This is a genomic window from Telluria sp. ZT3P26, from assembly GCF_059686035.1.
The window spans coordinates 1-13743 of the sequence record NZ_JCASII010000015.1; the positions used below are offsets into that span (position 1 = coordinate 1).

General features: G+C 66.3%; 13 protein-coding genes, 1 rRNA gene and 1 riboswitch. Of the genes, 1 reads left to right on the forward strand and 13 read right to left on the reverse strand.

Going from position 1 to position 13743, the window contains the following annotated elements; translation table 11 throughout:
* A 5S ribosomal RNA gene (gene rrf / locus AC56LN_RS23100) occupies window positions 1-105 on the forward strand; the annotation flags it as partial.
* A 158-nt stretch (window positions 106-263) separates the two neighbouring features.
* Here the strand turns inward: rrf and AC56LN_RS23105 are convergent.
* The 13 genes from AC56LN_RS23105 to cobT all read right to left on the reverse strand — a co-directional run bounded on the left by AC56LN_RS23105 (window position 264) and on the right by cobT (window position 13386).
* Complete coding sequence (locus AC56LN_RS23105) at window positions 264-1730, reverse strand: cobyric acid synthase (protein ID WP_499574904.1); 1467 nt, start codon at window positions 1728-1730, stop codon at window positions 264-266.
* The gene (locus tag AC56LN_RS23110) at window positions 1727-2620 is read right to left on the reverse strand and encodes a cobalamin-binding protein (RefSeq protein WP_499574905.1); all 894 of its coding nucleotides are present in this window, start codon (window positions 2618-2620) and stop codon (window positions 1727-1729) included. The genes AC56LN_RS23105 and AC56LN_RS23110 overlap by 4 nt, the downstream gene beginning before the upstream one ends.
* Window positions 2617-3597, reverse strand: a complete 981-nt coding sequence (cobD, locus tag AC56LN_RS23115; protein WP_499574906.1) for a threonine-phosphate decarboxylase CobD — start codon at window positions 3595-3597, stop codon at window positions 2617-2619. The genes AC56LN_RS23110 and cobD overlap by 4 nt, the downstream gene beginning before the upstream one ends.
* Window positions 3590-4534: an adenosylcobinamide-phosphate synthase CbiB gene (gene cbiB, locus AC56LN_RS23120; RefSeq protein WP_499574907.1), complete on the reverse strand. Its 945-nt coding sequence runs from the start codon at window positions 4532-4534 to the stop codon at window positions 3590-3592. Before cbiB ends, cobD begins: the two co-directional genes overlap by 8 nt.
* On the reverse strand, window positions 4528-5088 hold the full coding sequence (cobU, locus tag AC56LN_RS23125; protein ID WP_499574908.1) for a bifunctional adenosylcobinamide kinase/adenosylcobinamide-phosphate guanylyltransferase: 561 nt from the start codon (window positions 5086-5088) through the stop codon (window positions 4528-4530). The genes cbiB and cobU overlap by 7 nt, the downstream gene beginning before the upstream one ends.
* Complete coding sequence (locus AC56LN_RS23130) at window positions 5085-6383, reverse strand: cobyrinic acid a,c-diamide synthase CobB (protein ID WP_499574909.1); 1299 nt, start codon at window positions 6381-6383, stop codon at window positions 5085-5087. The genes cobU and AC56LN_RS23130 overlap by 4 nt, the downstream gene beginning before the upstream one ends.
* The gene (gene cobO / locus AC56LN_RS23135; RefSeq protein ID WP_482897270.1) at window positions 6383-7009 is read right to left on the reverse strand and encodes a cob(I)yrinic acid a,c-diamide adenosyltransferase; all 627 of its coding nucleotides are present in this window, start codon (window positions 7007-7009) and stop codon (window positions 6383-6385) included. Before cobO ends, AC56LN_RS23130 begins: the two co-directional genes overlap by 1 nt.
* Complete coding sequence (locus AC56LN_RS23140; RefSeq protein WP_499574910.1) at window positions 7006-7785, reverse strand: ABC transporter ATP-binding protein; 780 nt, start codon at window positions 7783-7785, stop codon at window positions 7006-7008. The genes cobO and AC56LN_RS23140 overlap by 4 nt, the downstream gene beginning before the upstream one ends.
* Window positions 7782-8804, reverse strand: a complete 1023-nt coding sequence (locus AC56LN_RS23145; RefSeq protein ID WP_499574911.1) for a FecCD family ABC transporter permease — start codon at window positions 8802-8804, stop codon at window positions 7782-7784. The genes AC56LN_RS23140 and AC56LN_RS23145 overlap by 4 nt, the downstream gene beginning before the upstream one ends.
* A 60-nt stretch (window positions 8805-8864) precedes the next feature.
* The gene (locus tag AC56LN_RS23150; RefSeq protein ID WP_499574912.1) at window positions 8865-10697 is read right to left on the reverse strand and encodes a TonB-dependent receptor domain-containing protein; all 1833 of its coding nucleotides are present in this window, start codon (window positions 10695-10697) and stop codon (window positions 8865-8867) included.
* 65 nt (window positions 10698-10762) lie between these two features.
* Window positions 10763-10998, reverse strand: a riboswitch (cobalamin riboswitch).
* A 20-nt stretch (window positions 10999-11018) separates the two neighbouring features.
* Window positions 11019-11561 (reverse strand): histidine phosphatase family protein, encoded by a 543-nt coding sequence (locus AC56LN_RS23155; protein ID WP_499574913.1) that lies wholly within the window; start codon window positions 11559-11561, stop codon window positions 11019-11021.
* Window positions 11561-12343, reverse strand: coding sequence for an adenosylcobinamide-GDP ribazoletransferase (locus tag AC56LN_RS23160; RefSeq protein ID WP_499574914.1), 783 nt, complete (start codon window positions 12341-12343; stop codon window positions 11561-11563). The genes AC56LN_RS23155 and AC56LN_RS23160 overlap by 1 nt, the downstream gene beginning before the upstream one ends.
* Window positions 12340-13386, reverse strand: a complete 1047-nt coding sequence (gene cobT, locus AC56LN_RS23165) for a nicotinate-nucleotide--dimethylbenzimidazole phosphoribosyltransferase (RefSeq protein WP_499574915.1) — start codon at window positions 13384-13386, stop codon at window positions 12340-12342. The genes AC56LN_RS23160 and cobT overlap by 4 nt, the downstream gene beginning before the upstream one ends.
* Between the last annotated feature and the right edge of the window lie 357 nt (window positions 13387-13743).

A 13743-nucleotide genomic window follows, 5' to 3' on the forward strand; every position in this document is an offset into this window, starting at 1 on the left:
CCATAGCAAGTCGGTCCCACCCCTTCCCATCCCGAACAGGACCGTGAAACGACTTTGCGCCGATGATAGTGCTGCAACCAGTGTGAAAGTAGGTTATCGTCAGGCTAGTTATATAGAGAAACCCCCACTCAATGATTTGAGTGGGGGTTTTTCGCTTTCAAGTGCTGGTATTTAACCGGTCGAACATAGTATTACCAAGTTGAACATAAAGCCCGCTGATTCACATCAGCGGGCTTTTTCGCAGGCAGATATATCGGGCCTGCTCATACACCATCCCGCAAGCCAATCAACTTGTCCAGCAATCCTTCTGCCGACGCCGCAACCCGATCCAGACTGGCTTCACGCAGCTTGGCAGTATCAACCACCTGCTCGCTGCGCGACCCCGCCCAGCGCAGCAGCGCGCCGCAGGCGTCGGGATGATCGAACAAGCCATGCAGATACGTCCCCATGATCTGTCCATCTGCCGACATCGCGCCTTCGCCACGGCCATCGATGGCGAACACAGGCCGCGTCATCGCCGGCCCACGCGATACACCCATATGGATTTCATATCCGCTGACGCGGCCCGACGCATCGCCCGGCATAAATGCACAGAGTCCTTCCACCCGCGTCAGCTGCTTGTCACGTGTCAGCTCGGTTTCGATATCAAGCAGTCCAAGTCCATCCGACACGCCTGGCGTCCCTTCAACGCCGTGCGGGTCACCAACCGTCTTGCCCAGCATCTGAAACCCGCCGCACACGCCCATGACCTTGCCGCCATAACGCAGGTGGCGCGCGATCTGCTCACGCCACCCATGCGCGTCCAGCCAGGCCAGATCGCCGCGCGTGTTCTTGCTGCCCGGGAGGATGATCAGGTCGGCGCCGGGAATCGCTTCGCCCTCGCGCACGAAACGCAGGTCGACATCCGGATGCGCGCGCAGCGCATCGAAATCAGTGTGGTTGCTCATGCGCGGCAGGCTGGGCACGACGACGCGAAACGCGCCCTTGCTTGTTTGCGCCGCCTGCACGGCATCCTCGGCATCGAGGAACAGCCCGTGCAGATAGGGCAACACCGCCAGCACCGGCTTGCCGGTCTGCGCCTCGAGCCAATCGAGCCCCGGTTCGAGCAGCTTGATGTCGCCGCGGAAGCGGTTGATGACAAAGCCTATCACCCGGTCGCGCTCCGACTGCGACAGGCACGACAACGTGCCGACCAGGTGCGCGAACACGCCGCCGCGATCGATGTCGGCAACCAGGATCACCGGGCAGTCGACGGCTTCGGCAAAGCCCATATTGGCGATGTCGCGGTCGCGCAGATTGATTTCGGCCGGACTCCCGGCGCCTTCGACGATCACCGCCTCGTACTGGGCCAGCAGGCGCGCATGCGATTCGAGCACCGCGCCCATCGCGATCGGCTTGTACTGGTGGTAGTCGCGCGCATTCATGTCGGCGCGCACGCGGCCATGGATGATGATCTGGGCGCCGGTGTCGCTCGATGGCTTGAGCAGCACGGGGTTCATGTCGGTGTGCGCTTCGATGCCAGCGGCGATGGCCTGTAGCGCCTGGGCGCGGCCGATCTCGCCGCCCTCGCGCGTGACCGCGCTATTGAGCGCCATGTTCTGCGGCTTGAACGGCGCGACCTTCACGCCGCGCTGCATCAACAGCCGGCACAACGCCGCGACCACCGTCGTTTTGCCGGCGTCCGACGTCGTCCCTTGCACCATCAGGGTCCGGTAGGGGAACGTGCTCATTTCGGGCGCCGCTGGCGTGCCTGCTCCAGCGCCTCGCACATGGTGGCGGTGCCCTGGATCATGCGCGGCCCCGCGCGATTGAGCAAATGGCCGTCGAGCGTGAACAGGTTGTTGCGCCTCACAGCAGTCATGGTGCCGTAGGTTTTCCACAACTGCACGCCGCCGTAGTTCTTTTCGGCCGTCGCAATGATCACTTCGGGATTTTCCTGCAGCACGCTCTCGAGCGTGACCACCGGCGCCGTCACGGCCAGCTTGTCGAAGACGTTCACACCGCCGCACAGGTGCATCGCATCGGTCAGGATGTGCTTTCCGCTGAGCGTATAGAGCGGCTTGTCCCATACCTGGTAAAAGACGCGCACCGGCGCGCGGCCAGCGTACTGCTTGCGCAGACTGGCCAGCTGCGTGCGCAGCGCGGCCGCCGCCGTTTTGGCCGCGGCATCGGTGCCCATCAACTGACCAAGCCGCTCGACGCTTTCCGGAATGGCGTCCAGCGTCTGCGCATCACTCTGGAACACGGGGATGCCGAGCTGGCGCACCATCTCAATCTGCCTGTCCGAGCTGTTGTGGCGCCAGGCCACGATCAGGTCGGGCTTCAGCGAGATCAATAACTCCATGTCGATCTCGCGGTTCGACCCGATGCGCGGGATACGCTTGGCGGCTTCCGGATAATCGCTGTAGTTGACGGCGCCCACGACGCGGCTGCCGCCACCGGCTGCGAACAGCAGCTCGGTCACGCTCGGCGCGAGCGAGATGATGCGCAGCGCCGGCCTGGCGACCGTGACGGTCTGGCCGCCGTCATCCTTGACGGTGATCGCGGCTTGCGCACTGGTGATCGACAGGCCTGCAATCAAGAAAGTCGTCAGGGCAGCCGTCAGCATCGTTGTTTTCATCGTTGGTTCCATTCATGAAGTGCTTGTTCAAAGCGGTGCCATTCAGGTTCGCCTGCCGGCAGGCCGACGCGGATCCCGCGCCCGGCATCCCGGAACAGCCGGCACCAGATACCCCGCGCCGCCATGTGGGCGTGGAAGTCTTCTGGCTGCATCTGCGGCCACCAGCGAAACAGCGACGTACCACTGCTGGCAATGCCGTGGTCCAGCAAGAGCCGCGTCATCCGCTCGCCGGACTGGCACAGACTGGTGCGCGTCGCATGCTGCCAGGCGCTATCGGTCAGCGCTGCCAGGGCGATTTCCTGCGCCGGACCGCTGATGGTCCAGGGCCCCAGCAGGTGCGCCAGATCGCGCAGAAGGCTGTCATGCGCAGCGACGAAGCCCAGGCGCAGGCCCGCGAGGCCAAAGAATTTGCCGATCGAGCGTAGCACGATGAGGCCGGGCTGCGAGGCGTGCATCGCTACGCTGAGTACCGTCGCGGTGTCGCCAAACGCTTCGTCGACGATCAGCCAACCGCCGCGCGCCTGCAGGCGTGTGGCCCAGTCGAGCAGGCGTTCCGGCGCAATCGTCTCGCCGGTCGGGTTGTTCGGATTGACGACGACGACGACATCGCTGATGTCGACCGCCGCATCCAGTTCGGCATAGGTCACCTGCCGCAGCAGATGACCGTGCTGGCCCCAGTGGTGCGCGTGCTCCGCATACGATGGCGCCGACACGGCGACGCGCGATGGTGCGCGCAGGCGGGGCAGGGCCTGGATCGCGGCCTGGGTGCCGGCCACCGGCAGCAAGTGCGGCGCCTGGTAGTACGCGCAGGCCGCCGCCAGCAGCGCCGGATCCGGTTCGGGCAGGCGCAGCCACGCCCCGGGCGATGGCGTTGGCGCCGGATAGCCATGCGGGTTGATCCCGGTCGACAGGTCGATCCAGTCCTCGCGCCCGTAATACCGCGCGGCGTCGCGCAGGTTGCCGCCGTGTTCAAGCATGCGGCGCGCCGATCATGGTCAATACCGCCAGCAGGCAGACGACGCCGAGCCAGAGCAGCGTCGTGCGCAGCACCAGCTGCCAGGCGCGCTGGATGTCGCCGGCGCAGGCGGCGGGACCGGCGCCCAGTGGCGGGCGTTGTTCGACCTCGCCATCGTAGACGGCTGCGCCGCCGAGCGATACGCCCAGTGCGCCGGCGCCGCTGGCCATCACTGGTCCGGCGTTCGGGCTGCTCCATGCGGGTGCCTGCGTGCGCCAGCAGTGCCAGGCGCGCGCACGCTCCGCGCCGGCCAGCAGCACATACGACAGCGCGGTCAGGCGCGCCGGCAGATAGTTCATCACGTCGTCGATGCGCGCTGCAGGGCGGCCGAACAGATTGAAACGCGCACTGCGGTAACCCCACATCGCATCGAGCGTATTGGCGAGCCGGAACAGCACCGCGCCCGGCCCGCCCAGCAGGATGAACCAGAACAGCGTGCCGAACACGGCGTCGTTGCCGTTTTCAAGAAGCGACTCGGCGCTTGCCTTGGCCAGGTCGGATTCACTGGCGCTGGCGGTGTCACGGCTGACGATGCGGGCAGTCAGCGCGCGCGCCTGGGCCAGGTCGCCGCTGCGCAGCGCCTCGTAGATCGGGATTGTATGGTCGCGCAGGCTGCGCAGGCCGATGCACAGATACAGCAGCACTGCGTGCAGCCACAGGCCGGCGGCATCGGTCAGCACCACGAACAAGGCAGTCAATGGCAGCACTGCCAACGCCCATGCCAGGCTGCCGCGCGGCAGGCGCAGGTTGCCGCGGTTCAGGCGCCGTTCGATGAAGTTCGCCAGATTGCCGAAGCCGACCAGCGGATGCCAGCGCCGCGTCTCGCCCAGCAGCAGGTCGAGCGCGACACCGGCCACCAGCAGCAGCGCCACCGTCGACAACGACAAGCCAGTCAGCACAGGGAACCTTTCAGGACAAGTGGCAGGCCGGCCGCCACCAGCACCGCACGGCCCACGCGCGCAGCCACGGCCTGGTTCAGCCGCCCGGCTTCATCGGTAAAGCTGCGCGAGATCGCGCCCCACGGCACGATGCCCATGCCGACTTCGTTCGACACGAAGACCACGTCGCCCGGCACGCCCGCATCGAGCAGGTCCAGCAGGGCCGCGCGCTCCTCATGGAACCGGTCCGGCAGCGTCAGGGCGCCGACCTCGGGATACTCGCGGCCGTCGCAGAACATCAGGTTACTGAGCCACAGCGTCAGGCAATCGACCAGCACCAGGCGGCCCGGCAGGCATTCGGTGCGCAGCGTCTGCGCCAGCGCCATTTCTTCCTCGACCGTGCGCCATTCGGGCGGCCGCTGCTCACGGTGCAGCGCAATGCGCGCCGCCATTTCGCCATCACCCGCGCGCGAGGTGGCGATATAGACGACTTCCTGGCCCGAGTCGCGCGCCAGCCGTTCAGCGAAGGCGCTCTTGCCCGAGCGTGCGCCGCCAAAGACCAGCGTCACGCTCATGGTGCACCGCCAAACAGCGCGGCAACCGCGCGCGGATTCGACGGAAAGTAACCGTGGAAGTAGGACGCGAACAGCGCGCCGACGCGGTACACCGCTTCGCCCGGTGTCTGCGTGCGCTGCTTGACGGTATGCGCCTGCGGCGGCACGTCGGTGGCCAGCAGCGAATAGTGGAACGTGTGGCCGCGCAGTTCGCCCTCCGGCGTGGCCAGCGCATGCATCCCGAGGCCAGCCAGGCGCGGTTGCATCGCCACTTCGCCCGGCAGCAAACCGGCCATCTCCCAGCGCCGGCCATCGCTGTCGGTCAAGCCATCGGCCAGGGCCATCATGCCGCCGCATTCGGCCACGATCGGCACGCCGCGCGCATGCGCTGCGCGGATCGAATCGCGCCAGCGCGTTGCGCCCTGCAGTGCCGCGCCGTGCAGTTCGGGATAGCCGCCCGGCAGATACACGGCGTCGGCGTGGTCCGGCACCGCGTCGTCCGACAGCGGTGCAAAGTAGGTGATCTGCGCACCCAGCGCCTTGAGCAGTTCGACGTTCGCTGGATACACGAACATGAACGACGGGTCGTGCGCAATTGCGATCGTGCGGCCGGCAAGCGGCGTGTCGATCTGCGCAGGGACGGCGTGCGCTGGTGCCATCACCGGCAACGCATTCCACGCCGCCTCATCGAATTCGATGCTGTCGGCCAGCGCGTCAAGGATACGCTGCAGCTGGTCGACTTCACCCGGCAGCACCAGGCCCAGGTGCCGCTCGGGCAGGTGATGTTCCTGGCGCGCCAGGGTGCCGATCAGGGGAATGTCGCGCAGCGACTCCTTGACCATGGCCGCATGGCCGCTGCTGGCAACGCGGTTGGCGATCACACCCGCCATCTGCACGGGACCATAGTCACGCAAGCCCTGCGCCACGGCGCCGGCCGTCTGCGCCATCGCCGATGCATCCAGTACCGCCAGCACCGGAATCCCGAACGCGCGCGCCAGGTCGGCGCTCGATGGCGTGCCGTCGTACAGGCCCATCACACCTTCGACGAGGATTGCGTCGGCCTCCGCAGCAGCGGCCTGCAGGCGCTGGCGGCAGGCTTCAGGGCCGACCATCCACAGATCCAGATTGTGGACCGGCGTGCCGCATGCGCTTTCCAGCATTACCGGATCGACGAAGTCGGGCCCGCATTTGAACACGCGTACGCGCTTGCCCATACGGATCAAACGCCGCGCCAGCGCAGCCGTGACGGTGGTCTTGCCCTGGCCGGACGCCATTGCCGCCACCAGCACCACGCGCGCACCGGGATGCGCGCTCATTACCACTCCGTCCCGGCCTGGGCGCCGATCCCCGCCTTGAACGCGTGCTTGACGACATTCATTTCAGTGACGGTGTCGGCAACCGCCACCAGTTCGGGCGGCGCGCCACGGCCCGTGATCACCACGTGCTGCATGGTCGGGCGGTCGAGCAGGTCGGCAATCACGGTATGCACGTCGACATACCCGTATTTGAGCGCGATATTCAGTTCGTCCAGCACCACCATGCCGATGGTCGGATCGGACAGGAACTGCTTGGCCAGCGCCCACGCCTCGGTCGCTTTCTCGATGTCGCGCTCGCGGTTCTGGGTTTCCCAGGTATAGCCTTCGCCCATCGCATGGAAGCGCACTTCGTCGGGGAAGCGGCGCAGGAAGGTTTCTTCGCCGGTCGACAGCGCACCCTTGATGAACTGGACCACGCCGACCTGCATGCCGTGACCCAGCGCGCGCGCCACCATGCCGAACGCGCTCGAGCTTTTGCCTTTACCGTTGCCGGTATTGACGATGATGATGCCGATCTCCTTGTCGGCCGACGCGATCTTTGCGTCGATGATGGCTTTCTTGCGCTCCATGCGCACGCGATGGCGTTCGTTCAGCGCAGCGGTTTGTTCGGGAGTCATGTCGTTCATGCGGAATCCTCTTGAGGGATGAAGATGCGGCGGCCGTGATGTTCGATCATCTCGATCGGGTGGCCGAGGTAGTCGCCCAGCAGCGCGCTCTGCATGGTCTGTTCGTTGGTGCCTGCATGCCAGCGGCCATCGCCCATCAGCAGCAGCACGTGGGTCGAGATGCGCGAAGCCAGGTTCAGGTCATGGCCGATCATGACCACGGTGCGATTCTGCTCGCGGCACAGGCGCGCAAGCAGACCCATGACGCTCACCTGGTGCGCCAGGTCGAGCGCATTGGCTGGCTCGTCGAGCAGCAGCAGCGGTGTTTGCTGGGCCAGCAGGGCGGCAATCGCCACGCGCTGGCGCTCGCCGCCGGACAGCGTGCGCACGTCGCGCGCCGTCAGGTCACTTACGTCCATCGACGCCAGGGCTTCCAGCGCAACCTGATGGTCGTCGCTGCCTTCCCAGTAGCGGTTGGCGTGGTACGGGTGGCGCGCCGAGAGCACGCTCTCGAGCACCGTGTAGGCAAAGGCATCGTGGCGCGACTGGGCGAGAAAGGCGCGTTCGCGCGCCAGGTCGGTCAGCGGCCAGGCCGCCAGGGCGCGTCCGCCGATGTGGACCGCGCCGCCGTCGGGCTGGTGCAAGCCTGCCAGCGTGCGCAGCAAGGTGCTCTTGCCGGCGCCGTTGCGGCCGATGATGCTCCAGCATTCGCCCGGTTGCGCGGCCCAGTTCAGGCCCTGCACCAGGGTGCGCCCGACGATGGCCAGGCGCAGGTCGTGGGTGGCGATGACGGTCATTTGCGCATGCGGTGCAGTTGGTACAGGAAGACCGGCGCACCGATCATTGCCGTGATGGCGCCGACCGGCAGCTGCTGCGGCGCGACGATTGTGCGCGCCAGCGTATCGCACAGCACGAGGAACGCGCCGCCGCTCAGGACGACGGCAGGAATCAGCACGCGGTGGTCAGGGCCGAAGGCGAAGCGGCAGGCGTGCGGCACGATCAGGCCGACGAAGCCAATCGAACCGGCGCTGGTGACGGCGCTCGCCGTGAGCAGCGCCGACACGAAGAACAGGCCCTTGCGCAGCGCACTCACACGCACGCCCAGCGTGACGGCGTTTTCTGCGTGCAGCGCGACCATGTTCATGGCGCGCGCGCTGCGCATGGCAAACAGCAGCGCGCCGACCAGCACGATCCACGGCGCCAGGCGCAGCGGCGCGCCGGCCAGGTCGCCGATCAGCCAGAAGATCATGCTGCGCAGGCGTCCTTCGGGCGCGATCGACAGCATGAGGGTGACGAGCGAGCCGCACAGTGCCGAGACGATCACGCCGGTCAGCAGAAGCATCGAGGCGCCACCTTCGGCGGCCTGGCCGCTGCGCAGATCGCGCCGCGCCAGCACGTACAGCAGCAGGGCGACGCCGACGGCGCCAACCAGCGCGGCCGCATCGACCATCAGCGTGGATGCCATGAGCAGCAAGGCGAGGAGGGCGCCGACCGAGGCGCCGGACGAGACGCCCAGCACATACGGGTCGGCGAGGGGATTGCGTAACAGCGCCTGCATCATCAGGCCGGCCAGGGCGAGGGCGCCGCCGGTGGCAAAGGCCACCAGCGCGCGGCTGGCGCGCAGGTCGAGCAGGGATGCGGACAGGGATTCGGGTTGGCCGCTGGCCAACTGGCGCAGGGCGTCGGGGATGTCGCTGAGCGGCACGCGGATGGAACCGGTCATGCCCGAGAACAGCAGGGTGGCGATGGCCAGGACCAGCATGGCGCCGACGATGAGCGTGGCGCGTTGGCGTAATGGCGGGACGGGTGCTTGCATGCGGGCCCTGATAGTTGATCGATGCCCGCGGCGCGTGCGCCGCGGGCGGAAAATGCCAGCTTAACGGATGCCGTAGCGCAGCGACGCGAACCAGGTGCGGCCGCTGGTGCCGTAGTTGCGCGCCACTTCGTAATTCTTGTCCGCGACGTTGTTCACGCGCAGCAGCAAGGACCAGTCGGGCGTGAACTGGTACGTGGTGTACAGGTTCAGCAAGCCGTAGCCGCCCAGGCGGCTGGTATTGGGCGCGTTGTCGAAACGGTCGCCCGACACGGTCAGCTCGGCGCCGCTTTTCAGCTGGCCCATCACGTAATCGGCCGCGAAGTTGGCGTGTTTCTTCGCGCGGCGCGCCAACTGGCGGCCGGTGGTATCGTCGCGCGGATCCTGCCAATCGAGGCTGGCGCGCAGGTTCACGTCCATCAGGCGCGTGCTGCCCGCCAGCGAGAAGCCTTCGAGCGTCGCTTCGTTGACGTTGTAGGCGCAGCTGCGGTTGACACCGTCCGGGCATGGCGTGCTCGATACGATCATGTCGGTCAGGCGATTGTGGAAGTACGTGGCGTCGAGGTTGTAGCCGTTGCCGTCGTAGCGCAGGCCCACTTCACGGTTGCGGCCTTTTTCCGGCTTGTTCGTCGCCAGGCCGTAGCCCGGGAAGTACAGTTCGTTGAAGGTCGGGGCGCGGAAGCTCGTGCCGATGCTGGCGGTGGCGCGCAGGCCGTTGCCGAACTCGTAGCCGTAGCCGGCGGCGCCCGTGTTCTGGCTGCCGTAGACCGAGCGGTCCTGGCGCGCACTGACGTCGAACAGGTGATTGGCGCGCTTGGCCGAATACGCCGCTGCATACGAATTGGTGATGCGCGTCTTGCGCATCGACGCCACTTCTTCCTTGCGGTGGTTGAACAGCAGCTGCAGCGTGTCCTGGCCGATGGCGACGTTGTTCTGCCACGAGAATTCGTTCTGCTCGGTGTCGATCTGGCTGGCGCCGCTGGCCGTGGCGTTGCTGAAGCTGCCCGACTTGTCTTCCGAACGCGCGTACTGCACGGTGCTGCGCCAGTTCGGCAGGATCTGGTTGGTCATGTAGACAGCGGCGGTATTGATGTCCGAGTCGCTGTGCACATCGTAGCTGCCGGAACCGCTGGCGTCGTACTGGCTGTACGTGCGGCTGGCCAGGAACTGGGCGCCGATCTCGTGACCCGGCGCGAGCGCCATCGACACACGACCATTGGCGTTGCGGCGGCGGTAGCCGTCTTCGTCGGCGTTGTAGCCTGACGCGCCGGGGCGCGTGGACGAGAAGCCGTCGGATTCTTCGTAGCCGGCGCCGAAGGCATAGCTGATGGCATTCGGGCCGCCGCTGCTGCCAAAGATGCCCGCATCGCCCTGCAGCGTCGCGTTGCTGCCCGCGCCGATCGAACCGGTGACGACAGGTGTACCTTCGCCCTTGCGGGTAAAGATCTGGATCACGCCGCCGATGGCGTCGGCGCCGTACAGCGTGCTCAGTGGGCCGTAGACGATTTCGATGCGATCGATGGCGCCCAGCGGGATGGCGTTCCAGCTGGCGGTGCCGGTGGTGGACGAGCCGATGCGCACGCCGTCGAGCAACACGACGATCTGGTTGGCGTTTGCGCCGCGCACATAGACGCTGGTGGCCGTGCCGGCCGGGCCGTTGCGCGCGATCTCGATGCCGCGCTGGCGCTGCAGGATGTCGGCCACCGAACCGGCGCCCGAGCGCGCGATTTCTTCGGCGTTGATGACGGTGGTGTCGGCGATCAGGTCCGCCGCGAGTTGCGGCGTGCGGGTGGCGGTGACGACGACGGTATCAGCGACTTCGGCGATGGCGGTGGACGAAATGAGGGCGAGTGCGAGCGACACGGCGGCCGCTTGCCGGCTTACTGGAAAATTCATGAGTGTTTCTTATCAAAGGCATCCCGCCGACGTCCCCGTGGGCTGGATTCAAAGGATCGCGCTGTGCGCGTATCCACCTTTTGGCCGGTATCCGGGCTGACAAGTATGGCCGCCCGACCTTCCCATGCTCAGAAAAGCACAGTGGTATGAGGGGGCGGTTTGCTGCGGGCCCCGAAGAGAGGCTGCAGCACTTGCTTACCGTTGCGGGGGCAGCACGCGTTGGCCCTGTGAAGGGCTTCGTGTTTCCCGTTTAACTGCACCTGCGAACGCAGGTGCGAGCACCAAAACGCGCTCATTATAAGGTGGTTGCCCCGGGCATTGTTATATTTCCAGCACCATCAGGTCGCCGTACCCGATCTGGTGTGGTGTCGATGCCGCACGCAGCGCAGCCTCCCGCAGGGTGCCGCCGCTGGACATGGCGTGCAGCAGGCGCATGGTGCCGGCGTGGCAGATGACGAGTGCCTCGGCGTGCCCCGCGCGCTGCATTTCGGCGAGGAAGGCGGCCACGCGCATGGCCACCTGGAGGACGTTTTCGCCGCCGCCGGGGCGGTACTCGAGCAGGTCGGCGCTCCAGGCGTCGATCTCGTCCCGGGCGATGTCGTCCCACTGGCGCAGCTCCCAGGCGCCAAAGTCCATCTCGGCCAGGCGCGCATCGAACACCGGCGCGGTTGACAGCTGCTGCGCCAGCACGGCGCTGCGTTGCAACGGGCTGGCGTAGACCGGCATGGCGCCGGGCAGGTTCTGACCATGCAGCGCCGCCAGCACGCGTGCGGTGTCCGTGTCCTGCGCCGGCAGGTCGGTGCGGCCGTAGCAGTACCCGGGCGGTACGACCGGTTTCGGGTGGCGCACGAGGTACAGGCGCATCAGGCCAGCGCGCCGCGGCCGAGCGTAGCCAGCACCGCGATATAGATCGCCACTTCGGCCAATTGCTGCACGGCGCCGAGACAGTCGCCCGTATAGCCCTGCAGCCGGCGCGTGAATGTGCGGGCCAGCCAGCGCGTGGCCAGCAAGGCCGCGAACAGCGCCGCGCCAATCGCGGCCAGGTCGAGCAGACCGATGGCCAGCAGCGCGAGCGCCGGCACCAGCACCGTGAGCGTTGCGATCCCGAATTCGTTGCTGCTCATGCGCACCGCCAGCGGCTTGGCCTTGCCTTCCGCACGGGCGTAGTCCATCTGCCAGATCAGGGACGTGGCGGCCAGGCGCGAGAGCGGGTGGGCCAGCAGCAGGGCGCCGATGGCAGTGAGTGGCGGCAGCGTGGCGAGTGCTGCCAGCTTTGCGCCCAGCATGCAGACGATACCGATCGCGCCATACGCACCGACGCGCGAATCCTTCATGATCTCGAGCGCGCGCTCCTTTGTCATCCCGCCGCCCAGGCCATCGCAGGTGTCGGCGAAACCGTCTTCGTGGAAGGCGCCGGTGAGATAGATCGTCGCGGCGGTGGAGAGCACGGCGGCCACTGGCGCTGGCAGCCAATGGGCGGCAATGAAGTAGACGGCCGCGCCGATGGCGCCCACCACGACGCCCACCAGCGGGAAGTAGCGTGATGCGTGATTGAGCCAGGCCGGCTCGAAGCCGACCCAGCGCGGGATCGGTAGCCGCGTGAAGAACTGCAGCGCGATGAAGAACAGGCGCAGCTGGTGGATCATGCCGCGTGCTCGCCGACTTGTCCCGAGACCTGGGCCGATGCGAAGGTCGCCATCTCGCCCAGGAAGTTGGCCGCTGCGTGCAGCAAGGGCAGGGCGAGTGCGCTGCCGGTGCCTTCACCCAGACGCAGGCCCAGGTCGAGCAGTGGGCTGGCCCCGAGCTGCTCGAGCAGCAGCGCGTGACCATGCTCGCCCGAGCAGTGCGCGAACACGCAGTAGTCGAGGATCGCCGGTTGCAGGCGCGCGGCGACCAGCAGCGCACTGGTGACGATGAAGCCGTCGATCAGCAGCACCTTGCGCAGGTGGGCTGCCTGCAGCATGGCGCCGGCCATCATTGCGATTTCGAAGCCGCCGAAGGTGGCCAGGACGTCGAGCGGTTCGTGCACGCTGGCGTGATGCGCGACGGCGGCGGCAACCACCTTTTCTTTGTGGCGGATGCCGTCAGGCGTCAGGCCGGTGCCGGCGCCGACGCAGGCAGCCGCCGGCTGGCCGGTCAGCTTGTGCATCAGGGCTGCCGCGGCGGTCGTGTTCCCGATGCCCATCTCGCCGAAGCCCACGACGTTGCCCGGCAGATCGCGCGCCAGGGCCATGCCATGTTCGAGGGCCGTTGCGCAATCCTGCGCCGACATGGCCGGTTCGATGGCGAAGTTCTTCGTGCCGCTGGCGACTTTCCGATCGAGGAGGCCAGCGCGGACGCCGAAATCATGATTGACGCCAGCGTCAATCACGCGCAGCGCGCAGCCGTTCTGGCGCGCAAACACATTGATCGCCGCGCCGTTGGCCAGGAAGTTCTCGACCATCTGCCAGGTCACGTCTTGCGGGTAGGCGGAGACGCCTTCGGCGACCACGCCATGGTCAGCGGCGAAGACGAGGATCGCAGGTTGGTCGATCGTCACCCGGGCTGTCTGCTGGATCAGGCCCAGCTGCGCAGCGAGCGGCTCCAGGCGCCCCAGGCTGCCAAGGGGTTTGGTCTTGTTATTGATGGCCGCAGCCAGGGATTGGGACAACGCCGGGTTGGCGATCGGGGCAATAACAGGAATATGCATGAGTATTAGAAAGGTCGCTATGGGCGGCGGCTACGATATCACAGCAGAAAGCATTGCAAGACGGCCGAGGCTTTGTTATAGTCTCGCTCCTCGACGCAGACGCCGCCTCAAACGCAGCGACAGCGAAGAAAAAGAAGTAAAGAAGGGGTTGACGAAAAATGAGAAACACTTCATAATCTCGCCTCTCTGCTGCTAACGAACACAACGCTTCGTAGCAAACGGCAGAAGCAGCACCGAATAAAGTTCTTTAAAAATTAACAGTCGATAAGTGTGGGCGTTTGATGAAGGTGCCAAGAACTTCGGTTCTTGATTACTTAAATTATCAAATGTTCACAAAAAAGAAATACGTTGCTCAGC

What these genes read in the sequence shown, in the direction of transcription:
- AC56LN_RS23105 (WP_499574904.1), bottom strand. Translation starts at nt 1,730, where the DNA reads ATGAGCACGTTCCCCTACCGGACCCTGATGGTGCAAGGGACGACGTCG.
- AC56LN_RS23110 (WP_499574905.1), bottom strand. Translation starts at nt 2,620, where the DNA reads ATGAAAACAACGATGCTGACGGCTGCCCTGACGACTTTCTTGATTGCA.
- cobD (WP_499574906.1), bottom strand. Translation starts at nt 3,597, where the DNA reads ATGCTTGAACACGGCGGCAACCTGCGCGACGCCGCGCGGTATTACGGG.
- cobU (WP_499574908.1), bottom strand. Translation starts at nt 5,088, where the DNA reads ATGAGCGTGACGCTGGTCTTTGGCGGCGCACGCTCGGGCAAGAGCGCC.
- AC56LN_RS23130 (WP_499574909.1), bottom strand. Translation starts at nt 6,383, where the DNA reads ATGAGCGCGCATCCCGGTGCGCGCGTGGTGCTGGTGGCGGCAATGGCG.
- cobO (WP_482897270.1), bottom strand. Translation starts at nt 7,009, where the DNA reads ATGAACGACATGACTCCCGAACAAACCGCTGCGCTGAACGAACGCCAT.
- AC56LN_RS23140 (WP_499574910.1), bottom strand. Translation starts at nt 7,785, where the DNA reads ATGACCGTCATCGCCACCCACGACCTGCGCCTGGCCATCGTCGGGCGC.
- AC56LN_RS23145 (WP_499574911.1), bottom strand. Translation starts at nt 8,804, where the DNA reads ATGCAAGCACCCGTCCCGCCATTACGCCAACGCGCCACGCTCATCGTC.
- AC56LN_RS23150 (WP_499574912.1), bottom strand. Translation starts at nt 10,697, where the DNA reads ATGAATTTTCCAGTAAGCCGGCAAGCGGCCGCCGTGTCGCTCGCACTC.
- AC56LN_RS23155 (WP_499574913.1), bottom strand. Translation starts at nt 11,561, where the DNA reads ATGCGCCTGTACCTCGTGCGCCACCCGAAACCGGTCGTACCGCCCGGG.
- AC56LN_RS23160 (WP_499574914.1), bottom strand. Translation starts at nt 12,343, where the DNA reads ATGATCCACCAGCTGCGCCTGTTCTTCATCGCGCTGCAGTTCTTCACG.
- cobT (WP_499574915.1), bottom strand. Translation starts at nt 13,386, where the DNA reads ATGCATATTCCTGTTATTGCCCCGATCGCCAACCCGGCGTTGTCCCAA.